Source organism: Borreliella japonica, from assembly GCF_030438115.2.
Classification (GTDB): Bacteria; Spirochaetota; Spirochaetia; order Borreliales; family Borreliaceae; genus Borreliella; species Borreliella japonica.
This window is the reverse complement of the sequence record NZ_CP124062.1, coordinates 798,937-823,651: the sequence shown is the minus strand read 5'-3', so window position 1 is coordinate 823,651 and position 24,715 is coordinate 798,937. Positions and strand designations below refer to the sequence as shown.

At 27.4% G+C, this 24,715-nt stretch carries 28 protein-coding genes, 1 tRNA gene and 1 pseudogene; 21 read left to right on the top strand and 9 right to left on the bottom strand.

What is annotated here, in order from left to right; all coding sequences use genetic code 11:
- Positions 1 to 22 precede the first annotated feature (22 nt).
- From rpmA to QIA21_RS04530, 5 genes are all read right to left on the bottom strand, one after another.
- Entirely contained in the window at positions 23 to 274 is a 252-nt protein-coding gene (gene rpmA, locus QIA21_RS04550; RefSeq protein ID WP_091971608.1) for a 50S ribosomal protein L27, read from the bottom strand.
- Positions 274 to 594: a ribosomal-processing cysteine protease Prp gene (locus tag QIA21_RS04545; protein ID WP_091971611.1), complete on the bottom strand. Its 321-nt coding sequence runs from the start codon at positions 592 to 594 to the stop codon at positions 274 to 276. The genes rpmA and QIA21_RS04545 overlap by 1 nt, the downstream gene beginning before the upstream one ends.
- A 5-nt stretch (positions 595 to 599) precedes the next feature.
- Complete coding sequence (gene rplU, locus QIA21_RS04540) at positions 600 to 911, bottom strand: 50S ribosomal protein L21 (protein WP_091971614.1); 312 nt, start codon at positions 909 to 911, stop codon at positions 600 to 602.
- A gap of 57 nt (positions 912 to 968) precedes the next feature.
- Entirely contained in the window at positions 969 to 1,499 is a 531-nt protein-coding gene (locus QIA21_RS04535) for an adenine phosphoribosyltransferase (protein WP_301393286.1), read from the bottom strand.
- Positions 1,500 to 1,562: 63 nt separating this feature from the next.
- Positions 1,563 to 2,132 carry a DUF2147 domain-containing protein gene (locus QIA21_RS04530; RefSeq protein ID WP_301393285.1) on the bottom strand — a complete coding sequence of 190 codons (570 nt, stop codon included), beginning with the start codon at positions 2,130 to 2,132 and terminating at the stop codon, positions 1,563 to 1,565.
- 288 nt (positions 2,133 to 2,420) lie between these two features.
- Between QIA21_RS04530 and flgF the strand changes: the two genes are divergently transcribed.
- The 14 genes and pseudogenes from flgF (at position 2,421) to QIA21_RS04460 (ending at position 15,167) form a co-directional block, all read left to right on the top strand.
- A complete protein-coding gene (gene flgF, locus QIA21_RS04525; RefSeq protein WP_301393283.1) occupies positions 2,421 to 3,269 on the top strand; it encodes a flagellar basal-body rod protein FlgF in 849 nt (282 codons plus the stop codon).
- A 12-nt stretch (positions 3,270 to 3,281) separates the two neighbouring features.
- Entirely contained in the window at positions 3,282 to 4,079 is a 798-nt protein-coding gene (gene flgG / locus QIA21_RS04520; protein WP_091971624.1) for a flagellar basal-body rod protein FlgG, read from the top strand.
- A gap of 70 nt (positions 4,080 to 4,149) precedes the next feature.
- Positions 4,150 to 4,722, top strand: a complete 573-nt coding sequence (locus QIA21_RS04515; protein ID WP_363323799.1) for a hypothetical protein — start codon at positions 4,150 to 4,152, stop codon at positions 4,720 to 4,722.
- A 170-nt stretch (positions 4,723 to 4,892) separates the two neighbouring features.
- Positions 4,893 to 5,891: a flagellar basal body P-ring protein FlgI gene (locus QIA21_RS04510; protein ID WP_301393282.1), complete on the top strand. Its 999-nt coding sequence runs from the start codon at positions 4,893 to 4,895 to the stop codon at positions 5,889 to 5,891.
- Complete coding sequence (locus QIA21_RS04505) at positions 5,881 to 6,201, top strand: rod-binding protein (RefSeq protein WP_301393280.1); 321 nt, start codon at positions 5,881 to 5,883, stop codon at positions 6,199 to 6,201. Before QIA21_RS04510 ends, QIA21_RS04505 begins: the two co-directional genes overlap by 11 nt.
- 141 nt (positions 6,202 to 6,342) lie before the next feature.
- The gene (rpoS, locus tag QIA21_RS04500; protein WP_301393278.1) at positions 6,343 to 7,143 is read left to right on the top strand and encodes an RNA polymerase sigma factor RpoS; all 801 of its coding nucleotides are present in this window, start codon (positions 6,343 to 6,345) and stop codon (positions 7,141 to 7,143) included.
- 50 nt (positions 7,144 to 7,193) lie between these two features.
- Positions 7,194 to 8,063, top strand: a complete 870-nt coding sequence (locus QIA21_RS04495; RefSeq protein WP_301393276.1) for a divergent polysaccharide deacetylase family protein — start codon at positions 7,194 to 7,196, stop codon at positions 8,061 to 8,063.
- Positions 8,060 to 9,101, top strand: a pseudogene (gene tsaD / locus QIA21_RS04490) (tRNA (adenosine(37)-N6)-threonylcarbamoyltransferase complex transferase subunit TsaD). The gene QIA21_RS04495 and the pseudogene tsaD overlap by 4 nt, the downstream one beginning before the upstream one ends.
- Positions 9,076 to 9,870, top strand: a complete 795-nt coding sequence (locus QIA21_RS04485) for a PfkB family carbohydrate kinase (RefSeq protein ID WP_301393274.1) — start codon at positions 9,076 to 9,078, stop codon at positions 9,868 to 9,870. Before tsaD ends, QIA21_RS04485 begins: the two are co-directional and overlap by 26 nt.
- A gap of 155 nt (positions 9,871 to 10,025) precedes the next feature.
- On the top strand, positions 10,026 to 11,117 hold the full coding sequence (gene murG, locus QIA21_RS04480; protein ID WP_301393273.1) for an undecaprenyldiphospho-muramoylpentapeptide beta-N-acetylglucosaminyltransferase: 1,092 nt from the start codon (positions 10,026 to 10,028) through the stop codon (positions 11,115 to 11,117).
- Positions 11,114 to 11,602 (top strand): CvpA family protein, encoded by a 489-nt coding sequence (locus QIA21_RS04475; RefSeq protein ID WP_301393272.1) that lies wholly within the window; start codon positions 11,114 to 11,116, stop codon positions 11,600 to 11,602. Before murG ends, QIA21_RS04475 begins: the two co-directional genes overlap by 4 nt.
- Positions 11,603 to 11,614: 12 nt before the next feature.
- Positions 11,615 to 12,661: a hypothetical protein gene (locus QIA21_RS04470; RefSeq protein WP_301393271.1), complete on the top strand. Its 1,047-nt coding sequence runs from the start codon at positions 11,615 to 11,617 to the stop codon at positions 12,659 to 12,661.
- Positions 12,658 to 13,806 carry a two-component system sensor histidine kinase NtrB gene (locus tag QIA21_RS04465; RefSeq protein ID WP_301393270.1) on the top strand — a complete coding sequence of 383 codons (1,149 nt, stop codon included), beginning with the start codon at positions 12,658 to 12,660 and terminating at the stop codon, positions 13,804 to 13,806. Before QIA21_RS04470 ends, QIA21_RS04465 begins: the two co-directional genes overlap by 4 nt.
- A gap of 2 nt (positions 13,807 to 13,808) precedes the next feature.
- Positions 13,809 to 15,167: a sigma-54-dependent transcriptional regulator gene (locus QIA21_RS04460; protein WP_301393269.1), complete on the top strand. Its 1,359-nt coding sequence runs from the start codon at positions 13,809 to 13,811 to the stop codon at positions 15,165 to 15,167.
- A 242-nt stretch (positions 15,168 to 15,409) separates the two neighbouring features.
- Here the strand turns inward: QIA21_RS04460 and QIA21_RS04455 are convergent, their stop codons facing one another.
- The gene (locus QIA21_RS04455; RefSeq protein WP_301393268.1) at positions 15,410 to 16,297 is read right to left on the bottom strand and encodes a LysM peptidoglycan-binding domain-containing M23 family metallopeptidase; all 888 of its coding nucleotides are present in this window, start codon (positions 16,295 to 16,297) and stop codon (positions 15,410 to 15,412) included.
- A 110-nt stretch (positions 16,298 to 16,407) separates the two neighbouring features.
- Here QIA21_RS04455 and QIA21_RS04450 point away from each other — a divergent pair, with 110 nt between their 5' ends.
- On the top strand, positions 16,408 to 16,737 hold the full coding sequence (locus tag QIA21_RS04450) for a nucleoside triphosphate pyrophosphohydrolase family protein (RefSeq protein ID WP_091971664.1): 330 nt from the start codon (positions 16,408 to 16,410) through the stop codon (positions 16,735 to 16,737).
- A gap of 38 nt (positions 16,738 to 16,775) precedes the next feature.
- A complete protein-coding gene (locus tag QIA21_RS04445; protein WP_301393267.1) occupies positions 16,776 to 17,630 on the top strand; it encodes a DUF368 domain-containing protein in 855 nt (284 codons plus the stop codon).
- A gap of 15 nt (positions 17,631 to 17,645) precedes the next feature.
- On the opposite strand, the gene QIA21_RS04440 is transcribed toward QIA21_RS04445, so the two are convergent.
- The 3 genes from QIA21_RS04440 to QIA21_RS04430 all read right to left on the bottom strand — a co-directional run bounded on the left by QIA21_RS04440 (position 17,646) and on the right by QIA21_RS04430 (position 19,097).
- Positions 17,646 to 17,729 (bottom strand) — tRNA-Leu (locus QIA21_RS04440).
- Between the two features lie 65 nt (positions 17,730 to 17,794).
- Positions 17,795 to 18,454: a hypothetical protein gene (locus QIA21_RS04435; protein WP_301393396.1), complete on the bottom strand. Its 660-nt coding sequence runs from the start codon at positions 18,452 to 18,454 to the stop codon at positions 17,795 to 17,797.
- Between the two features lie 46 nt (positions 18,455 to 18,500).
- Positions 18,501 to 19,097: an ATP-dependent Clp protease proteolytic subunit gene (locus QIA21_RS04430; protein ID WP_301393266.1), complete on the bottom strand. Its 597-nt coding sequence runs from the start codon at positions 19,095 to 19,097 to the stop codon at positions 18,501 to 18,503.
- 208 nt (positions 19,098 to 19,305) lie between these two features.
- Here QIA21_RS04430 and QIA21_RS04425 point away from each other — a divergent pair, with 208 nt between their 5' ends.
- From QIA21_RS04425 to QIA21_RS04405, 5 genes are all read left to right on the top strand, one after another.
- Positions 19,306 to 20,373 (top strand): NAD(P)/FAD-dependent oxidoreductase, encoded by a 1,068-nt coding sequence (locus QIA21_RS04425; protein ID WP_301393265.1) that lies wholly within the window; start codon positions 19,306 to 19,308, stop codon positions 20,371 to 20,373.
- Positions 20,374 to 20,563: 190 nt separating this feature from the next.
- Positions 20,564 to 21,523 (top strand): ribonuclease Z, encoded by a 960-nt coding sequence (locus QIA21_RS04420; protein ID WP_301393264.1) that lies wholly within the window; start codon positions 20,564 to 20,566, stop codon positions 21,521 to 21,523.
- An 8-nt stretch (positions 21,524 to 21,531) separates the two neighbouring features.
- A complete protein-coding gene (locus QIA21_RS04415) occupies positions 21,532 to 22,461 on the top strand; it encodes an ABC transporter ATP-binding protein (RefSeq protein ID WP_091971680.1) in 930 nt (309 codons plus the stop codon).
- Positions 22,458 to 23,192: an ABC transporter permease gene (locus QIA21_RS04410; protein WP_091971684.1), complete on the top strand. Its 735-nt coding sequence runs from the start codon at positions 22,458 to 22,460 to the stop codon at positions 23,190 to 23,192. Before QIA21_RS04415 ends, QIA21_RS04410 begins: the two co-directional genes overlap by 4 nt.
- A 4-nt stretch (positions 23,193 to 23,196) precedes the next feature.
- Entirely contained in the window at positions 23,197 to 24,705 is a 1,509-nt protein-coding gene (locus QIA21_RS04405) for a GldG family protein (RefSeq protein ID WP_091971687.1), read from the top strand.
- Positions 24,706 to 24,715 lie beyond the last annotated feature (10 nt).

Here is a 24,715-nt window from a genome sequence, read left to right as displayed (position 1 = left end):
TTCGATTAAAACTAACAAATATTTACATATTAACAATATTTACATATTTTCGTCCCCCTAAAGTTTTAAACTCCACCTTACCAGATAAAAGCGCAAATATTGTATAGTCTCTTCCAAGACCGACATTTTTACCCTTATGAAATTTTGTACCTCTTTGTCTAACAATTATTTCTCCAGCCTTAACAAACTGGCCTCCGCTTCTTTTAACTCCAAGTCGCTTAGATATAGAATCTCGTCCATTTTTTGAACTACCACCACTTTTACTTGTTGCCATTAATTTTCCTCCAAAACTAATTTAATGTCATTAGGATACTCAAAGCACAAATCACTTATGCCTCTAATTAAAAATCTACTATAATAAAAAAGACTTTCTTTACTTAAATCCTTAAAAAAAGGCTTAAACTCCAAATAGCCTCTTTTTGAATTTTTTACAATAAAAGTCTCACCTTCAAGGTCAAGAACGCTGAAAAAGGTTCTTAAAATAAAAGAAAAAGGGGCGCAAACAATGTTAACATTATTTTTATTCATAGCATGACCATTAGCTAAAAGATAAATGATTACATCGTCTTTTACTTTTACTAAAACATTAATCAATAAACTTAAAAAACTATTTCATCAACCAAAATATAAGAATAGGTTTGTCTGTGCCCAACTTTTCTCTCACTTGATTTTCTTCTTCTATATCTGTAAGAAACAACCTTTTTATCTTTTTTATCTTCTTTATAGGTACATCTAATGAGAGAATTTATAACATAAGGCTTTCCTATTTTAATCTCTCCATCTTTATTAATAAGCAAAACACTATTAAATTCTAACTTATCTTTTTCAATAGGAGAAATTTTGTCTATTTTTAGAAATTCGCCCTCAACAGCCTTATATTGCTTGCCATTTATTTCTACCAATGCATACATTACATTACCTCAACTAAACATTGTAAATTTAATAAAAAAGAAAAGTCAAGCATTAAATTAATTGTACCTTACAAGAGAATTGACCTTATAGTTTTCAAGAATCTGTCTACCATTAATACCGCAAAGCTCAATAAAACAAAAAATATCCTTAACCCTACCTCCGGCTCTCTCTAGCAAAATTGCAGACGACTTCAAAGTTCCTCCAGTAGCTAATATATCATCTATTAAAAGAATATTGGAATACATCCTAACATCATCTTTGTGTACCTCTATTTTCCCAAAGCCGTATTCAAGCTCATACTCTTCGCTAAAAACTTCTCTGGGCAATTTACCTTCTTTTCGAATTAAAACAAGAGGGAGTTGCATTTTCAAAGACAAAGGCGCACCTATTAAATATCCTCTAGACTCAACAACTGCAATGCAATCAATCTTTTTGAGATTATAAAAAGAATATACCTCATTTATTAACGAGGTATAAACTTCGGGTTTTAACAAAACACTAGTAATATCATAAAAAAGAACACCCTTTTTAGGGAAATTGGGTACTTTTGCAATAAACTGATCGTAATACTCTGTTTTATTTTTCATAACATACTTGTCCCATTTATATGTTTATGTATTTTTTCAAAATAGTAAAACCAAAAACCAAATTTATTTTCTTACAGGGGGCACTGGAACAAGATTATGCAAGTCTACTTTTGGTATTTCATCAAATTTAGCTCTTGTCCAAACTTTACTTCTGCCAAAAATCCAAACTTTTCCCTTGGTGATAAGATTTCCAGTTTTACTATCAACGCTCATCTCAGAATTATAAATTTTACCGTTTTTAGGATCTATTATTTTACCTCTATCCCACTTTTTAGAAGCAGAAGAATACTTAAGGCCCCACATAAAATCAAGACCTTCTATTGCAAGATTTTCAAAGCCAACCACAGTGTCTCCTGAAGGATTTTCAGCATCATACTTTTTGCCATCTTTTATTACAGTTAAAATTCGACCATAAACTTCTCCATTGTATTTATAAATATAAACAATAGAATTTTTTATATTACTAACATCATCATAACCAACCCAATATCCTAAAACCTCATCTTCAGAATTAAGGTTTTCAGCCTTATTAATAATTTCCCTTTCATTTGAATCTTCTGAATCTTCTGAATTTGCAAATAAAAGCATTGCAAAACAAAAAAAAAGAAAAAACTTTGAAAAAATGCTATTCATCGGTTCTCCTTAAAACTAATAATTATAAATTATAATTCTTTTTTTTAAATTACTCATTTGAGATTAATAAACTCATTTGAGATTAATAAGATTAATATAAGATTAATAATTTTAAAATTAACCACAAATATTATTATATAACTTATTTTACAATTTTAATTATCAATATAGAATCTAGATAGCTAGATAAAAAATATAAAATTAAGAAAAAACAATAAGTCAATCAATTGTTATATAAAACAATTGATGCTAGTATTAATAAAGTTAATTGTCTTGAAGGATTTAACCGTGGTAAGAGGAATCTATACAGCTGCTAGCGGAATGATGGCAGAAAGGCGCAAGCTTGATGTAGTATCAAATAATTTGGCAAACATAGATCTTATTGGATATAAAAAAGATTTATCCATTCAAAAAGCATTTCCAGAAATGCTAATAAGAAGACTAAATGATGATGGACTTTATAAATTTCCTAAAGGGCATCTTGAAACAGCTCCTATTGTAGGCAAACTAGGAACAGGAGTTGAAGAGAATGAAATATATACAATATTTGAACAAGGCCCATTAAAAACTACTGGCAATCCATTAGATTTAGCACTTACTGATCAAGGGTTTTTTGTAATACAAACTTCAGATGGAGAAAGATATACAAGAAATGGTTCTTTTACTATTGGAAAAGAGGGAATCCTTGTTACAAAAAGCGGATTTCCTGTTCTTGGTGAAAAAGGACATATATATCTGAAAAAAAATAATTTTAAAATAACATCTCAAGGACAAATCTTCCACAATTCAAACTTTGAATCAAACCCTAGAAAACTTGTTGGTGAGTATGAAAATTCCTGGGAAAATTACGAACTGCTTGATACCATCAGAATTGTAAATTTTGAAAATCCCAGGTTTCTCAAAAAACAAGGAAATTCTTTATGGATTGATACGAAAACATCCGGCAAAGCACAAGAAATTGATGTATTATTAAGGCCTAAAATAGAAACGGGGGCTCTCGAGGCCTCCAATGTTAATGCCGTTAAAGAAATGGTTTTAATGATTGAAATCAACAGAGCTTACGAAGCTAATCAAAAAACAATACAAACTGAAGATAGTCTTTTAGGAAAATTAATAAATGAAATTGGAAAATATTAAGGAGCATATTTTATGATGAGAGCATTATGGACAGCGGCAAGTGGAATGACTGCACAACAATACAATGTAGACACAATTGCTAATAATCTTTCAAATGTGAATACTACGGGATTTAAAAAAATAAGAGCAGAATTTGAGGATTTAATTTATCAAACCCATAATAGAGCCGGAACTCCTGCAACTGAACATACTTTAAGACCTGTTGGAAATCAAGTTGGTCACGGAACAAAAATTGCTGCTACTCAGAGAATATTTGAACAAGGCAAAATGCAATCCACCAATTTACTTACTGATGTTGCTATTGAAGGAGATGGATTTTACAAAATTCTTCTGCCTGATGGAACTTATGCATATACTAGAGATGGATCATTTAAAATCGACTCTAATCGAGAGCTAGTAACAAGCCAAGGATACAAAGTATTGCCTAATATATTTTTCCCGGAAGAATATATTCAAAATTCAATTGCAATATCTGAACAAGGAATAGTGTCAGTAAAAATTGATGACAACAACGAACCGGTAGAACTTGGACAAATTGAAATATCAAGATTTGTTAATCCTGCGGGACTAAGTGCTATTGGAAGCAATTTATTCAAAGAAACAGCTGGATCAGGTCAAGAAATAGCAGGAATACCGGGAAGTGAAGGAATGGGAAAACTAAGACAAGGCATTCTTGAAATGTCGAATGTATCTATTGCTGAAGAAATGGTAACAATGATAGTAGCTCAAAGGGCTTATGAAATAAACTCAAAGGCTATTCAAACTTCTGACAATATGCTAGGAATCGCAAATAATTTAAAAAGGCAATAAAATAAAGAAACAATTATTTATTTTTATTTTATTTTTCACAACAAGCTCAATTGTGAGTGCTGCTCACAATTTGTGCTTCAATATTACTCCTAGTAAAACATATTTCTTTTCAAAAAAGTATTCAAAAATATGCAACAATCAAAGCTTATCAAAAATATATATCCCCCCACATTTAACAAAAAAATCAATAATTTTTGAAATGATTTATTACATCACAAAAAATTTATCAAATGAAAATATCTATATACTTCAATTCAATTTTGATGAATCTGAAATAAATATAGACGACAAAGACGACAAATTTTTCAAAAAAATAAAATTCAAAGTAAAAAGCAACAACTCATACAAAAATATTCCAATTCAAAAAACTCTAGTTTATTATGCAAAAAACTTTGAAAGTTACAAAAGACACAATTACATTAATATGTATATTGATATAATTGAGCCCATTGTATTTGCAAAAGAAAATCTAAAAAAAAATGAAATCCTTAATGAACACAACATCTACTTTAAATACAAAATTAACACAACCGAAATAAATGATGTTTTAAGTCTGAATGAATTAAATAATAGTAAATATAAAGTTACACGAAACATAATCAAAAATGAAGAAATAAGATTAAACAAAGTGCAAAAAGAATAATATGCTTTATTTTTTTCCTTAAATCCAAAAATTATTAATTTTAATCCTTAATACAAACAATATTTAACAAATCAAAGATTAATTAGCAATTTACCGAAAAAAGTTTCATTTATTACAATAATTGATATAAAATGATAGATGCTAAATGAATAAAACAAATAGGGTAAAAAATGGACAAACTAATGTTAATGTTAATTGCATTTGCAACAAGCTTATTAGCCCAAACAAACAAAGCTTCAACAGAACTAAAAATAGAACAATCATTTAACGACAACCTGTCTGAAAGCGTAAAATTAAAAGAAATTTCAAATATTAGCCCCACAAACACAAATTTTTTAACAGGTATTGGAATAGTAGTGGGTCTTGCTGGAAAAGGAGACTCTCTAAAACAAAAAGACCTTATAAGTAAAATTTTAGAAGAAAACAATACAATAGATGAAATAAGCCCTAATAGCATAGAAAGCAAAAATATTGCACTAGTAAATGTCATCCTCCAAGTAAAAGGTAATCCAATTAAAGGCTCAAAACATAAAGCTTTCATTGCACCAATATTAGACTCAAAAGATCTAACAAATGGGATACTTTTAAAAACAGATATTAAAAATAAAGAAGGAAAAATAATAGCAATTGCATCAGGAATTATACAGACCAATAACAAATTAAAAGGATCTGAATATACTCTAGATAGCGTAATAATAAATGAGAATCAAAATATTAACTACAGTTATAATGTAATTCTTAAAAAAGGAGATTATACGTTAATAAATAGAATTCATAAAATATTGGCCTCTAGGAAAATCAACAACGAAATTAAATCAGATAGCACAATAGAAATAGAAGCAAAAAACATGAGTCTATTAGAAGAGATTGAAAATATTAAAATAGAAACTAATCCTAAGATACTAATAGACAAAAAAAATAGTATTATCCTAGCAAGTGAAAATGCAACAATAGGAACGTTTACGTTTTCTATTGAAAAAGACAATCAAAATATTTTAAATGACAATAATAAAACAACAATTCAAATAAACTCAATGAAATTAAATGAATTCTTATTGAAAAATTCCGACAATCTTAGCAATAAAGAATTAATTCAAATAATTCAAGCTGCACAAAAAATCAATAAATTAAATGGAGAACTTATCTTGGAGGAAATTGATGGAAACTAAAATTAATTCACAAAATCTAAAATTTAAAAGTCAAATAAATAACTTTAAAAATCCCACAGAAATAAAAAAGGCTTTTAAAAAAGACGAAGAACTTCGAAAAGCTTCCTTAGAATTTGAAGCTATATTTATCAAGCAAATGCTTGAAAGCATGAAAAAAACTCTTAACAAAAATCAAAATCTGCTAAGCGGAGGCCAAGTAGAAGAAATTTTTGAAGACATGCTTTACGAACAAAGGGCAAAGCAAATAGCACAATCTCAAAGCTTTGGAATTGCCAATTTAATTTATAATCAATTGCAAAAAAATAAATAATTTGAAAAACATTTCTTCCTTAAAATTATATCCAATTTAACTTAAAAATAGTTTTAAACTAAATTGGCACAATTTTTGCATGGAAGTTAAGTATAAAAACTTAATCACAATATTCAAGAAAGGGGAGAAAAATATACTAATATGAATATATTTAGCAACGAGGATTTAAACATATATTTAAAGTCGGTAAGAGAGCATAAGCTAATTACTCATGAAGAAGAAATTAAACTTGCAGGACAAATACAAAGAGGCAGCGCAAAAGCAAAAAATAAAATGATAAACGCAAATTTGCGACTTGTTTTAAAAATAATAAAAAGATATGCGGGTAAAGGGCTAAAAATTGAGGACTTAATTCAAGAAGGCAACTTGGGATTAATAAGAGCCGCTGAAAAATACGACCCTAATAAAAACACTAAATTTTCAACTTATGCATCGTTCTGGATCAAGCAATCTCTACAAAGAGCATTAAACACTAAAACTAGATTGGTAAAAGTTCCATACAGAAAAGAAAATCTGATACTACAAATAAATAAATATTTAACAGAAGAAGAAAAATCACCCAAAAAAGAAGAAATAATGAAAAGATTCAATCTATCTCCTGCTCAATACATAAAAATTATTCCTTATCTTGAAAAAGAATATTCTCTGGATAAAGAAATAGAGGGATCTGAAAATTCAACACTCTTGAATCTATACGAAGATAATTCTTTTAACCCTGAAATTACTCTTGAGCAAGACTCAACACTAAAACACTTGAATTATGTACTTGAAACAAAATTAACTGAAAAAGAAAGATACATAATCAAAAAAAGATACAACCTGGACAATAGTCCTAAAAAAAGCACCTTAAAAGATATTTCAACAGAACTTGGAATATCATCAGAAACTGTAAGACAAATTGAAAAAAGAGTTCTTAAAAAACTAAAGGCAGAGATAAATTAACATTGACATTCATGACATGTTCTGGTCTACTTGTAAGTCAGTGGTCATGAATGTTTTTATTTTATATTAAAAAAAATAAATTTATTATTATAATTTCTATTATTATTGCAACAGCTCAAGCATTTACAAGTTTTTTCTATTTTAACAACAATTCAAAAATTGTAAATGCACCATTTAAAGACAGGTTTCAAAAAATACAAAAAGACGACTTAATAATAAAAAGTAACAAAGAAAATCAAAAAGCCAGAATAAGGCCTAAATTTTACTTAATCATCGACGATGTGGGATATGATGAATTCATGTTAGAACAATTTATAAAACTTAATCTTGAAATAAATTATGCTATTATTCCATTTTTACCAAAATCAATGAGTTTATACAAAAAACTAAAAAATAGCAAAAAGACAGTAATAATACATTTCCCAATGCAATCAAAACATAGAAATTCAATAGAAAAATTTCATATAAACATAAAAGATAAAAAGGAAGAAATACACAAAAAAATTGAAAAAACATTTAAAAAGTATCCTGATGCAAAAATAATGAACAATCACATGGGTAGTTTAATCACTTCAAATAAAGATTTGATGAAAATCATTTTGATAAAGCTTAAAGAAATTAACAGATATTTTTTCGACAGCGTAACTATTGCAGGAAACGTACCAGAAACAATAGGTAAAGAAATTGGAATTAGAGTAGAAAGAAGAGACGTATTTCTTGACAGCAAAGATACAGAAGAGTCTGTACTCAAAGAACTTGAAAAAGCAAAAAATATTGCCAGAAAACGTGGAATAGTAAGAGTAATTGGACACATTTGGTCTAAAAATACACTAAAAGTCCTTGAAAAAGAAGAGCCCAATTTAAACCAGGAATTCGAATTTGACAACTTATTAAATCTCTACGAGGAAACAATCAGATGAAAGTGCTTGGAATAGAAACTTCTTGTGACGACTGTTGCATAGCTGTAGTAGAAAACGGCATTCGTATTTTAAGCAATATAAAATTAAATCAAAAAGAACATAAAAAATATTACGGCGTAGTGCCTGAAATTGCATCAAGGCTTCATACTGAAGCTATTATGTCTGTTTGTATAAAAGCACTCAAAAAGGCAAATACTAAAATATCTGAAATTGACTTAATAGCTGTAACATCCAGACCTGGACTTATTGGGTCTTTAATAGTGGGATTAAACTTTGCCAAAGGTCTAGCAATTTCATTAAAAAAACCTATTATTTGCATTGACCACATCTTAGGCCATCTTTATGCCCCTTTAATGCATTCAAAAATAGAATATCCATTTATATCACTATTATTAAGCGGTGGACATACATTGATTGCTAAACAAAAAAATTTCGATGATGTTGAAATACTTGGAAGAACTCTAGATGATTCTTGTGGAGAAGCTTTTGACAAAGTAGCAAAACATTATGATATGGGATTTCCAGGGGGTCCAAACATCGAAGAAATGTCTAAAAATGGAGATGAAAATACATTTAAATTTCCAGTTACCACCTTTAGAAAAAAAGAAAACTGGTATGATTTTTCATACTCCGGACTAAAAACAGCTTGCATACACCAACTCGAAAAATTCAAAAGCAAAGATAACCCAACAACAAAAAACAATATAGCTGCAAGTTTCCAAAAAGCTGCCTTTGAAAATCTAATAACCCCACTAAAAAGGGCAATAAAAGATACTCGAATCAACAAATTGGTAATAGCAGGGGGTGTTGCAAGCAATTTATACCTAAGAGAAAAAATAGATAGACTTAAAATACAAACTTATTATCCTCCACTTGATCTTTGTACAGATAATGGAGCAATGATTGCGGGACTTGGATTTAATATGTATCTAAAATACGGAGAAAGCCCAATCGAAATTGATGCAAATTCAAGAATAGAAAATTATAAAAACCAGTATAAGGGGAAAAAATAATGAAAAGAATTTTAGCAATGCATGATATTTCAAGTATGGGAAGAACATCTCTCACAATATGCATACCGGTAATATCTTCGTTTAATATGCAAGTGTGTCCTTTTGTAACAGCTGTCCTTTCTGCTTCAACAGCTTATAAAAAATTTGAAATGGTGGATTTAACTGACCATTTGGAAAAATTTATCAAGATATGGAAAGAACAAAATGAACATTTTGACATACTCTATACAGGATTTCTGGGAAGCGAAACGCAACAAACAATAATAGAAAAAATAATTAACTTGATAAAATTTGAAAAAATTGTAATTGACCCTGTATTTGCTGACAATGGAAAAATTTACCCTATATTTGATAATAAAATAATTGGTGGATTTAGAAAAATCATAAAATATGCAAACATAATAACACCCAATATCACAGAGCTTGAAATGCTAAGCAAAAGGACACAACTTAATAACAAAGATGACATCATAAAAGCAATATCAAAGCTTGATACAAAAGGAGTAGTAGTAGTTACAAGCATCAAAAAAGGAGATCTTTTAGGAAATATTTGCTACAATCCCAAAAGCAAAGAATACTCGGAGTTTTTCTTAGAAAGATTAGAACAAAATTTCAGTGGAACGGGAGATTTATTTACTAGTTTGCTTATAGGATACTTAGAAAAATTTGAAATAGAACAGGCCTTGGAAAAAACAACAAAAGCTATTCACTTAATAATAAAAGATTCGATTAAAGAAAATGTCTTAAAAAAAGAAGGAGTTCGGATTGAAAATTTTTTAAAAAATACATTTTGAATTTAAATTTCATTAGATTCAATTTTAAAGATTGAATATTGAATCTATTTTTTTAATACAAAGGAAAATTTGCATTGCAATATAATATTAAAATAAAGTACACAAAAATTTATTACAAAGCAAATGATCTATTGTTTTTATGAGTAAAAAAATATATGTCAAATAAAAAAATAATATTTTTTACAGGAGGTGGGACTGGGGGTCACGTATTTCCAGGAATATCTATAATACAAAAATTAAAAGAACTTGATAATGAAATTGAATTTTTTTGGATAGGCAAAAAAAATTCTATAGAAGAAAGATTGATAAAAGAACAAAACAATATTAAATTTATTTCGGTCCCATGCGGAAAACTTAGACGCTATTTTTCTTTTAAAAACTTTACTGACTTTTTCAAAGTAATACTTGGAATAATAAAAAGCTTTTACGTTTTAAAAAAATATAACCCTCAGATTGTCTATGCAACTGGGGGATTTGTATCAACTCCTACAATTATTGCATCTAGTTTGCTAAAAATAAAAAGAATAACCCATGAAATGGACCTAGATCCCGGACTTGCAACAAAAATTAACTCTAAATTTGCAAACAAAATACACATAAGTTTCAAAGAAAGTGAAAAATACTTTAAAAACCACAAAAAAATTATTTACACGGGATCTCCCATAAGAAAAGAGTTTTTAACTCCAAATCCCAAAATCATCAAACAATTAACTCAAAACACTAACAAACCAATTGTTAGCATACTTGGGGGATCTCTTGGTGCCAATGCTTTAAACAATCTTGCACTTCGTATTAAAAAGGATACAAAGATCTACTTAGTCCATCAATCGGGGAAAAACTTAAATGACCTAAGAGAAGACAATTATTTAAGAAGACAATTTTTTAACGCACAAGAAATGGCAAGCATAGTTAAATTTTCCAATATAATAATAAGCAGAGCTGGGGCTGGAGCAATAAAAGAATTTGCAAATGCTTGCGCATGTATAATTTTGATTCCATTTAAAAAAGGCTCTAGAGGAGATCAAATTAAAAATGCAAAATTACTAAAAAATCAAAATGCCTGCATTTATATAGATGAAGATGAAATTTTAAATACAAATATTTTGAAAATTATAAAAGAAACTTTAAAAGATACAGAAAAAATCAACTCTCTAAAAGCAAATATCAAAAAATTCAATAATAAGCATTCTTCAACTTTAATAGCCAAATTACTAATAAAAGATATTAAGGAGACAAAATCCAAATGACAGCAAACGATCCTGTAAAAATAACCGGAATAGTAGACATACTAATAATAATAATTTTTACATCTTTAGGATTTAGAGGATTTTTAAGAGGATTTATTAAAGAAATTAGCGGATTTGCCGAAGTTTTTGTTTTAATACTACTACTTTACAAAAAAACCGAAGAGTTTAGAAGACTGGTTGAACCTATTATTGAATTATCCTATATTCAAGCACTACTTGTATTTTTTCTACTCATACATATAGGATTTTTGATACTGCAATCCCTAATAGAATCAATAATAAGTCAACTTAAATTATTATTCTTCAATAGAATACTAGGCTTAGTACTTGGTCTACTTGAAGCTTTTGGAATAATTGCAATCGTGGTTTACATAATACACTCACAACAAATATTTAAACCTGAATATTTTCTAAAAGAAAGCAAACTTCTTGATTATTTAACCCCCGGAATAAACTATCTCTTTAAAATCTCAAAAACAAAATAAAAGGAAACAACAATGACAATACTTCCCAAGATTGCCAAAGACATAATAAACGAATATGATCAAAAAATATTGCCAAATGCAATTCTTTTGCTGGGAGAAAAGTTTTCGTCAAAAAAGGCCAGCGCAATTGAGATTGCAAAAAAAATATTAAACGAAAAAAACTTAACAAACCCTAATTTGCTCATTTTCTCAAATCTAGATACAATAGAAGCAAAAGCACACCTTTTTACAAATTCGCATAAGATAGTAAATAAATACTTAGAATACATTAAAACTGTAATTTTTACTAAATGTTATTTCAGTAATGAAAAAAATTTGAAAAAAATAGAGAAAAATATCAACTACATTAATTCTGTTTATTATCAAAAAGAATATAATATAAACATAAAAAATGAACTTATAAAAAATATAGAAAATATAAACAAAGAACTAAATCATAGTATCACTGTTTATGATGTAAAAAAAATTCAAAGTTGGATTTTTTCTGAAAAAGAAAAACCAAAGGTAATCTACATAAACGAAATCGAAAATTTATCATTTAATGTACACAACTCGCTTTTAAAAATACTAGAAGAGCCTCCTTCAAATATTTACTTTATCTTATCAGCAAGAAATAAGAACAAAATACCAAAAACAATACTTTCAAGACTTAGAATCTACAATTTTACAAAACCAGAAAGAATATTAGAAGTTAAAAGATTTAAAGAAAGCTTTCTAATAAACGAGGATATAACAATTGGGGAGTATTTCGCCTCATTTTACAAAGAAGAAAGTAAAAAAATAAAAAAAGAATCAATAAAAATTTTAAATATAATAAAAGAAAAAAAATCCATATTTAATCTTGAAGAAATCGAATTTATAAAAGATGATCAAAGCTTTAAAATATTTTTAAACGAACTTACAATTAACATTAGAAAAGATTTTTTAGAAAACAAGATAAATATTAACCAATATCTAAAATATACAGAATATTTGAAAAATGTTTACAAATATCGCCCTTATAATCAAAATAAAAAATTAATAATAGAAAACTTGATGCTAAATTACGAAGAGATATGAATAATTTTTTCAAAAAAGCTTTAACAAAGCTAAACAAATTATCTAATGAACAAAAAATTAAATTTATTGAACAAATATACAAAAAAATAGAAATATATGACGGAATATTTGCATCAATTAATGAAGGAATAATTGTGCTTGACAAACAAAACAACATAATCTATTCAAACAAGATTTTATACCAAATTCTAGCTTTAACATCTAAATCAAAAATAGAAATTCTTGATGATATTCAAATTCCAATCTTAATAAATTTAATAAAAGAACTGGTTAGAACAGAAGATAAAATAATAGGATTAGAAGTTCCAATCTCAAACAACATATATATTAAAATTTCATTTATGCCTTATGTAAAAGAAAAAAAACTTGAAGGCAATATTATTTTAATCGAAGACATTAAAGAGAAAAAGAAGAAAGAAGAACTGTTCAGGAGAGTTGAAGCTTTGGCATCTTTTACAAGAAATGCAAGAAATATTGCTCATGAAATCAAAAACCCACTTGGAGCAATCGATATAAATTTACAACTACTAAAAAAGGAAATTAAAAAACAAAAAATAAAAAATGGTAAAGCTGAAAATTATTTTAAAGTAATAAAAGAAGAAATAAACAGAGTAGATAAAATAGTAACAGAATTTTTATTAACTGTCAGACCAATAAAAATCAACTTACAAGAAAAAGACATTAAACAGGTAATAAACAGCGTGAGTGAATTGTTAAATCCTGAATTAGAAAACAAAAATATAAAACTATTGCTCAATTTAAACAAAATAAACAATATTCTTGTTGATGAGAAACTTTTAAAACAAGTTATTATAAACATCGTTAAAAACGCAGAAGAAGCACTGCTTGAAACAAAAAAAGAAATAAAAAAAATAGAAATTTTTCTTTTCGAAAAAGACAATAAAATATATATCAACATAAAAGATAATGGAAATGGGATAAAAGATGAAGTAAAAGAGGAAATATTTAAACCTCAATTTAGTACAAAAGAAAAAGGAAGTGGAATAGGGCTTACTATTTCTTATAAAATAATAAAAGAGCTTGGGGGTGAAATTTTTGTGGAAAGCAAAGAAAACAAAGGTACTATTTTTACAATTACGCTTCCTAAACTAAATAAAAAAAATATTTTAATTGAAGGGTATTGAAAATGAGCAAAATACTTGTAGCTGATGATGAAAAGAATATTAGAGAAGGAATTGCTACTTATCTTGAGGATGAAGGATATTTTGTTTTTACTGCTAGCGACGGAGAAGAAGCTCTTGAAACAATTGAAAATGAAAATCTTGATGTAATAATATCTGACCTGAGAATGCCTCACATATCTGGAGAAAAATTGCTCAAAATAGTTAAAGAAAAAAATTTAAAAATACCTTTTATTATTTTAACAGCCCACGGAACAGTTGATTCTGCTGTAGATGCAATGAGAGAGGGTGCTTATGATTTTCTAACAAAACCTTTAGATCTTGAAAGACTCTTGCTAATAATAAAAAGATCATTAAATAAAAAAGAAAATAACAATGCCGAAAATGTCAATTTAGAAAATATACTAATAAGAAAAGATTTAAAATACTATGAAAAAATCATGGGAAAATCACTATTAATGCAAAAAATTTTTGATCTTGTAATAAAAATAGCAAAATCAAATGCATCTGTTCTTATAACAGGCGAAAGCGGCGTTGGCAAAGAAATAATAGCCGATGCTATTTTTGATCTTTCAAATAGAAATGACAAGCCATTTATAAAAGTAAATTGCGCTGCACTTTCTGAGAGCATCCTTGAAAGTGAACTTTTTGGCCATGAAAAAGGAGCGTTCACTGGCGCAATTTCCCAAAAAAAAGGCAGATTTGAACTTGCAAACAAAGGTACAATTTTTCTAGATGAGATAGCAGAAATTTCGCCTGAAATTCAAGTTAAACTTTTAAGAGTACTGCAAAATAAAACCTTTGAACGCGTTGGGGGAGAAACTACAATTAAAGTTGACATTAGACTTCTGGCTGCAACAAACAAAAACATTGAAGAGGAAATTAAAAAGGAAAAATTCAGAGAAGATTTATTTTATAGATTAAATATCATTAATATAAACATACCACCTTTAAGAGAAAGAAAAGATGATATATCCCATTTAACAAACATACTAATAAGAGACGTCGCAAAGGAAAACAATAGAAAAGAAAAAACTCTCTCTAGTGATGCAATGAAAGCTCTCTATTATTACGATTGGCCAGGAAATATTAGAGAATTAAAAAATGTACTCGAAAGCGCGTTAATATTATCAAAAGGCAAGCAAATCACCAAAGAAGATTTACCATCAAAAATTAAGAATAATGAAAATCTTATATTTAAAATAACACTACCAATAGGAATTAGCCTAAAAGAAGCTGAAAAAGAAATAATAAAGCAAACACTTTTTCACTCCAAAAACAACAAAAGCAAATGCGCCGAAATATTGAAAATAGGAAGAAAAACTTTACATAATAAAATAATAGAATATCGCATCGATCAATAAGATTTATTTTAAATTATTAAACAATAGTCAATACAAAATAATAATACTGATTTAAATTAAATGTATAATTTTGAAACCAAAAAATTTTTTAATGTTAATAATTATATTAAAATGAAACACTTTCTTTCAAAATTATAATGCAAAAGTGTAAAAATATTTTCATTGGATAAATAATTATACATCATTATTTATTGATAATCAATATCATTTAATAATATTATGTTTAGTTAACTGAAGCCTATTTACTTCAAAAGCTTTAAAGGATTAATAGGAATATTTTTTTTTAATATTTCAAAGTGTAAATGGGGACCTGTAGAACGACCCGTTTGCCCCACCCTTCCAAGAAATTCACCTGATTTAACAAAATCTCCTATCTTTACAGAATATGAATTTAAATGCCCATAAAGAGATTTAATATTATTTTTGTGACCAACTACAACAAAATTGCCATAAAGATCATTGTACCCAGTTTCAATAATTATTCCAGAAGAAGAAGAATACACTTCCGTATTCATCGGAGCTGCTAGATCTATCCCTGTATGAAAACTTTTATTGCCAGTAAAAGGATCATTTCTAAATCCAAAATCCGAACTAACAATAAATTTTTTTAAAGGAAACACAAAGTTGGCATTTAAAAAAAAAAGTAACTCTGTACCTGAAAAAAGTCCAAAATCTGGATTCTTGGCAAAATCAAAAAAATAAAACTCATAAACTCTGTCATTTTTTTTGATTTTTACTTTTTCAGCCTTGGTAAGATCCCTTGTTGCTAAAAGCAAATTATTAAACCTATAATCTTTACTATCAAAAACAAAAACTCCTTTTCTACTGGGAATAAGAATTTCTTGCCCAACACTTACAAAAGGAGAATCTAATAAATTAACGGTAGCAATGCCAGACTGCCACCCATTGATTTTATTAGCAATTTTAAAAAAAGTATCTCCTTTTTTAACTTTATATAAGTAAAAAAACAAGGGAATATGCTGTTTTTTATTATATTTAAAAACTTTAATTTTAAGATCAGAATAAATAGGATCATTTCTTGAAAAATTTTTTATTTCCGGATAAGAAAAAACACAAATTATTTTAAAAAAAAAGAAAACTATTCTAAATAACAAAAAAATCTTACCCATATTACAAATTCTTTCACACTTAATTAATCAAATATAATAAAAAACATAAAAAAAATAAATCGTGCTTGGACTTGCAAATAATAACAAACTGTAATAGACTGTCTTTCAACATGGAATTAAACGAATACCAAGAAAAAGCAAAAAAAACTGCTAAGTATAAAAATAAAAAAGAAGAATTGATTTTAACAACACTTGGTCTTGCTGGTGAAACTGGAGAAGTTGTTGAAAAAATAAAAAAATTGGGAAGAGACAAAGATTACATTATTGATGATGAATATTTAATATCAATTAAAAAAGAGCTCGGGGACGTTTTGTGGTACTTATCAAATTTAAGCAACAATTTAGGCATTACACTTGAGGATGTTGCTCTTACAAACCTAAAAAAAATACAAAAACGATATGAAAATGGAACAATAAATGGTGAAGGTGATGATAGGTAAAGTATATAAATTGAAAACACTTAACGTCTAAAATAAAAATGCTTAATACTTATATTAAAGGGATCTTACTTGGAATTGCAAACATAATCCCAGGTGTTTCTGGGGGAACACTAGCTTTAATATTAAGAATTTATTACAAGATAGTAGATTCTATTTCAGAAATCTTAAAGCTCAAAAAAATTAAAAAAAATTCAATGTTTTTAACTACTTTGGCAACAGGAATGCTAACTTCAATATTATTGACTACAAAAATACTTAAAACTTATGCCTTTGACAATGGAATAATAGAAGCATTGCTAATAGTATTTTTCATGGGATTAACATTTGGGAGTATGCTAACACTAAAAAAAGAAATATCCACAAAAGAAACAAATAATAATACAAAAATATTAAAACACTTATTGTTTTTTATTGGCATGGCCATTATTGTGCTTTTTTTAATAATCAAAGAATCTAATATGCAATTGCAAAGTACAATACATAAAGACAAAAACTCAATAAAATATTACTTACTATTAATATCTTCTGGAACCATAAGCGGAGCATCAATGATATTGCCAGGAATCTCGGGATCTGCAATGCTTTTACTACTCGGCTTTTATAAAGAAATAATACTCATTATATCCGAATTTAACATTGCTCTTATTACAATATTTGCAATAGCCGTAACAATAGGAATAGTTGTATCAATATTAACAATGAAGAAAATAATAGATAATCGCTTAAATAATTTTATTTATTTATCAAGGGGCTTAATTTTTGGATCAATCCTACAAATGATGTTAATCGTATTAAAATTAAATTTTAAAATCAGCTTTACAACTTTTACATCTTTAGTAACATCATTCGTATTAGGAACGCTTATAAACAAAAAAATAGCTGAAAAACATTAATAAAAATCTTGAAAATACCGAAGACCGGACTTGAACCGGTACGGAGCTTCCTCCTCAGGATTTTAAGTCCTGTGTGTCTACCACTTCCACCACTTCGGCATAGAATAATATAATAAATAATAATATATTGCGATGTCAAGTTTCAAGAAAATAAATCCAAAAAGTCAATTGATAACTATTTTTTGGGGAAAATTCTCAATAGTGTGATTGCTATGCAAATAATCTATAATTACAAATATAAATGAACATAAAGAAACCTTAGCAAAAAAATTGGAAAAAACTCTAAAATTAATTTTATTTGCCAACATTGAAATATTACTTGAATCATTTATTAGGTTAAAAAATCCATTTTTGATTAACAAATCAAAAATAACAAATTCAGATTCATCTAAAATAAACATTAATTTATCCATCTGGGCTTTTAAATATAAAATTTGTTCATTAATTTGCAAGCTAATAGAATTTCCAATAAAATCATTGTTTAAATTATAAATAACAATGCCATGGCGATTATCTTTAAATTTAAAATCGACAAGCAATCCTATTTTTAAATCACCATAATCTTGCATTATGCTTAAAACTTTAATGTTTATTTCACACTTAGAGAGAATACTAATAGAAAGCTCTTTTCCTTGATCAATAAAATAAGCATTCTTAAAAGTCCCAAATAAAACTCTATTATTGATTAAATCAAGAACATTTTTATTTTCAAGGTTCTTGATAATTATTAAATCAAAACTTGAATTGAGTATATTGTAAACAGAATCTAATAATTCTTGAGAAGAATTATCATTTAAATTAAAATTTGCAACCTTAAGCTCCAAAACACTAAAATCTATATCTACAAAATTACAGGAAAAAAATAAAACACTAAGCAGAAATAAACTCTTCAAGTTGACACTTTGTCTCAACAACTTCAAATATAAGTCCATACTTTTTTGCAGCGCTACTGTCTAACCAAAAATCCCTATCAGTATCCTTTTCTACTTTAGAAATCTCTTGACCTGTTTCTTTTGAAATAATATTATTAAGTTCTTTTTTAACTTTATTTAATTCATTGGTATAAATTTCAATATCTGTAGCAACTCCTTTAAATCCACTCAAAGGTTGATGCAATAAATACCTAGCAAAAGGCAGTGAAAATCTATTTTCTAATTTTGCAGCCAAAAAAATTAAAGCGGCAGCACTTGCAACAAGCCCTACTCCAACTGTAAAAACTTTAGGTTTAACAAAACGAATCATATTAAAAATAGCAAATCCAGCATCAATATCGCCTCCTTCTGAATCAATGTATACAAATATAGGCTTTTTAGAATCTAAAGCCTCTAACAACAATATTTTTTCCTGGAAAAGTCGAGAAATATTCTTAGTAATCTCACCAGCAATCACTATTGATCTACTCTTTAAAATTAATTTCAATGATTTATCATGCAAAACACAATTATTATTATCTTCTTCACTGATCATAAACATCCCTTATACAAAAATATAATGCTATATTATAATTGAAAGTAAAAGGTTTTTAAATGATAATAAAGCATAAAAACTAAACAATTGCACCTAATTTCTGAAAAGCAAAAAGTTAATAAATCTTTAATCAAACTTCACTATAGTCAAAAATACTCTAAATTTATAAATAAGTTATAAATAGGTAAAATCTAAAAAGGAGTTTATAATGCATCATGAATTTGCAGTTATCGGAGGGGGAATAGCGGGAAGCACTGTTACTTACGAACTACTTAAAAGAAATAAAAAAGTAATTCTTTTTGATGATGAAGATACAAAAGCAACAATAATAGCCGGGGGACTTATTAATCCTATTATGGGTAGAAAAATGAACATTGCCTGGAAAGAATCACATATTTTTGAATTTGCAAAAAACTACTATCAAGAAATAGAAAAAACCATTAAATCCAACTTTTTTATAGAAAAAAATATTTTTAGACCCTTTACCGCTGAAAATCAAAAAAATGAATTGCTTGATAAAATTGAAAATGATAAAAACATGACAAACTTTATTTTAAAAATAAAAGATGGAAAAATTTATGATTTTTCAAACGACTCTAACGGCGGAATGATAATAAAAGGAGCTAGGATTAATACGAAAATCTATATAAAAAGTATTAAAAAATATTTAATCAAAAAAAAATCATACATAAACAAAAATATAGACGAAAATAAAATTAAACTTGGAGAAAGTTTTTTCAAAATAGAAGATTTCAAATTTGAAAAATTAATATTTGCAAAAGGATATAAAGAAAAACTCAAAGGATTTTTTTCCTACCTTCCATTTGAACCTGCAAAAGGCGAAATCATTATACTAGAATGCAAAAAATTAAACTTTAAAGAAGTTTACAATAGACACGCATCTTTAATTCACTTAAAAGGCAATAAATTTTACCTTGGGGGTACTTACGAATGGAATATTTGGAATACACTTACAAACGAATGGGCAAAAATAGAATTATTGAAAAAATTTAAAAAAATAACAAATCTAAAATGTAAAGTCATTGGTCAAAAAGCACACATAAGGCCTTCAACTCTTGACAGAGAGCCTTTCTTGGGAGAACATCCCCAACATAAAAATATCTTCATATTAAATGGCTTTGGAACAAGAGGCATCTCGATGGCACCATACTTATCTAATTTATTAGTTAATAATATTGAAAAAACTGACAAAATTCCAAATCATTACAATATTAAAAGATATGCAAAATATTATAATATTTTGCATCATTCTTAGAATCAAGAATTTTAAATCCATACTGACAAACAATTCTATCTCTTAATATTTCTAAATTCATGAAAAAATAATATAATGTTTAAGTTAAGCTAAAATAATTCTTATCCAAAGAGAAACTAAAGGTGAAGCAAAATTTAGCAAAGCAATTAAAATTAATTAACACTTTCAAAACAAACCAGGAGAATAATCTTTGGGATTCAATATCAACATTATAGGAACTGGAGGAACAAGACCACTCCACAATAGATATTTATCATCTGTGCTAATCGAATACAATGGTGAGAATTTTTTATTCGATTGTGGAGAAGGAACTCAAATGTCTTTAAGAAAACAAAAAATATCTTGGCAAAAAATAAAAATGATTTGTATTACACACTTACATGCTGATCACATTACAGGACTACTTGGAATAGTAATGTTAATGTCACAAAGTGGAGAAACAAGAAAAGACCCATTAATAATTGCTGGACCTGTTGGAATAAAAAATTATACAAAAACTAATATAGATATGCTTAAAATATATAAAAACTATGAAATAATTTATAAAGAAATAATCATAGATAAAACCGAAAAAATAATATATGAAGATAAAACAAAAAAAGTTGAATACACCAGGCTAAAACATTCAATAGAATGCGTTGGATATTTATTCATAGAAAAAGATAAACCTGGTAAATTCAATACAGAAAAAGCAGAAGAGTTAAATATACCTAAAGGACCTATTAGAAAAACTCTGCAAGATGGAAAAGAAATACTGCTAAACGGGAAAATAATAAAACCATCAGAAATACTTGGAAAGTCTAAAAAAGGATTAAAAGTTGCATATATTACAGATACTGGTTATTTTAAAGAACTAATACAGCAAATTAAAAATTTTAACCTCGTAATAATTGAAAGCACATTTAAAAACGAGCTTAAAAAGGAAGCAGATAAAAAACTCCACTTAACAGCCGGTGGAGCTGCAAATATTGTCAAGCAAGCAAAAGTTTTACAAACAGGACTTATTCATTTTAGTGAAAGATATACATTAAAAAAAGATCTTGAAAATTTACTAAAGGAGGCAAAATTGGAATATCCAGATGGAGAAATTTTTTTAACAAAAGATGGAATGAGACTTGAAGCAAACAAAAATAACTTTATTATTAAATAGGAGGGTATATGATAAATGTAGAAAAAGTTACCAAAATGTATGGTTCATTTACAGCGCTATTTAATGTTAGCTTTAAGGTTGAAGAAGGCGAAGTACTTGGAATACTTGGCCCAAACGGAGCCGGAAAGTCCACATTAATCAAAATCTTAACATCATTTCATTATCCAAGCAAAGGTAATGTAAAAATTTTTGGAAAAGACATTATAGAACATTCAAAAGAAATACTACAACAAATAGGATATGTTCCTGAAAAACTAGCTCTTTATCCAGAACTTTCTGTTAAAGAATATTTAAAGTTCATATCAGAAATAAAAGGAGTTAAAAAATTCAAAAAAGAAATTGACAAGGTAGTAAGCATATTCAAATTAAAAGAAGTTGAAGATAAACTGATTTCTCAACTTTCAAAAGGATTTAAACAAAGAGTAGGAATAGCTGGTGCTTTAATAAACAATCCCAAACTTGTAATACTCGATGAACCAACAAATGGTCTTGATCCAAATCAAATAATTGAATTTAAAGAATTCTTAAAAGAACTCACAAAAGAAAGTACAATATTATTCTCTTCACACATACTAAGCGAAGTAGAATCTATTTGTAAAAGAATAATTATTGTCAACAACGGAGTAATTGTTGCTGATGACACAAAAGAAAATATTATTAAAAATAAACTTAAAGAGATTGAAATAGAATTAATAGTTTTAAAAAAATCTGAAAATGAAAAAAAAATTTTCAATAGCAAAAACGATATTTTTACATTAATGCAACTTGAAGAACACGAGAGAAATTTAAACATTTCATTAAAACTATCTCAAGGCAAAACAGAAGAAGATCTCTTTAGTTACATAGTAAAAAATAATATAATCTTAAAAGCAATGGTCCCAAAACATGAAAGCCTTGAAAAGATATTTAGCAAATTAACCAAGGAGATAGAAAAATGAAAATAGACTTAAAGCAATCTTTATCGCTTTCTAAAAAAGAACTAAAAATATTATTTGGAACCCCAACTGCATACGTTGTTATGCTATTTTTTTTAATATTCATAAATTTTTCATTTATTTTTTTATCAGGATTTTTTATTAAAGACAATGCATCTCTTACCTCTTATTTCTCTTCAATGCCTATTATTTTGATGTTAGTGCTGCCAGCACTTAGCATGGGTGTATTCTCAGAGGAACATAAAACAGGAAGCATTGAACTTCTTTATGCTCTGCCGCTAAGCCCTCAAGAAATAGTCTTGGGTAAATTCATTACTCTTAAAATATTTACCTTAATACTATTCTCACTTACCTTGCCTCTTACAACAATGACAGTTTTCATGGGAGAATTTGACCTTGGAATAATATTGCTTCAATATCTAGGAATAATTCTTTATTCTCTCTCCGTGCTAAGCATGGGAACATTTATCTCCTCTATTACAAAAAGTCAAATAGTCTCTTACATTCTAACCGTATTTACACTGATATTAATACTATTTTCTGGGAAATTGGTTATGATTTTTGGAAAAGAAAATATAATAGGAGAAATGCTTAATTTTATTTCAATAACTAATCACTTTAGCTATTTTAATATGGGCATACTAAACTTATCAGACTTTATTTATTTTATTACATTTACAATCACATTTCTAATACTAAGCACACACAGCATAACGCTAAAAAAATGGAGATAAAATTATGAAAAATAAAGAAAATGAAGTTTTAAACCTAACTTTAAATCTTACAATAATCTTTTTGATTTTTTGCAACATATCTATTTTCATTTTTAAAATAGACTTTACAAAGCATAAAGCTTTTACAATATCTGAAGTTACAAAAAATTTATTTACAAGTGCGAATGAAACAATATATATAACATATTACAATTCAGGAAGTCTTGAAAACTATTTTGCTTTTCCAAACCAAATAAAAAATTTTTTAATAAGTTTTTCCGATGCTTCAAAAGGCAAGGTAATTTATAAAGAGCTTGATGCTGATAAAATTTCAACACCATTAGAACACATTGGCATTCCTTCTCAGCAAATCGACTTAAGAGATATCAATCAACTCTCAATACTTAAGATATACTCAGGAATTGAACTTATTTACGAGGGGAAAAGAGAAATAATACCAATTGTAACAGAAATCAGTAATTTAGAATATGACCTTGCGAATGGACTTGACAAGCTAATAAACAATACAAAAAAAGTTTTAGGGCTTGCTTTTGGAGATAGCACTTTAAAAGAAGCACACAAAAACTTTTCCGAAATAATGAAAAAAGCATTTGGCATTGAAATAAAAGAAATAGATTTAAAAACTGAAAAATTAGAAGACATAAAAAAAGAGATTAATGGATTATTCATTATTGGTGCTAAAGAAATTGATGAAGAGATTGTAAAAAAAATTGACGATTTTATTGTTAATGATGGAAAAATATTTGTTGCAACAAGCGCAATTGACTACAATCCTCAAAATCCATATGGAATAAATCCTATTAAATCTAAACTATTTGATCTATTTGAAAATTATGGTATAAAATACAACAGCAATATTATTCTCGATAAAAGAGCGCCCACAATCTTTTTAGGTGGCAATTTCCAAACTTACTATCCATGGGCCTTAATAGACAATAGTAATATTGTAAAAAAAGACATGCCGTTACTGAAAAATTTTTATTCTGCTACAATTCCTTGGAGCAGCTCATTAGAACTTGTAAAAAAAGATTCAGAGGAAATAAAATTTTTACCTCTATTTGCAAGCTCCAAACAATCGTGGGAAGTTAAAGAGCCTAATCTTTCAAACATATCTTTGAATGCATTTGAAGTTCCAAATAAATTTGAAGAGGATAAACTTAAAATATTAGGATATGCAATTGAAGGAAAAATTAAAAGCCTTTACAAAGAACAATATTCCAAAAATTCTAAAATAATCCTAACAGGATCAAGCATGATATTTAGTGATTACATGTACAACGGTTCTCCATCGAACTTTGAACTATCAGGAAGAATTTCAGATTATTTAATGCAAAAAGAAGAATTTTTTAATATTAAGTCCAGAGAAGTGCGAGCTAAATTAAAATTTACAAGCTCTTCAAACGAAATGGTCAATGCAAAGTTTTCATTAATAATTGTTAACTTAATTATTCTTCCAACAGCAATATTAATATTTGGACTTGTTAGATTTACTAGAAAAAGAAAAGCAAATTAAGAATAAAGGA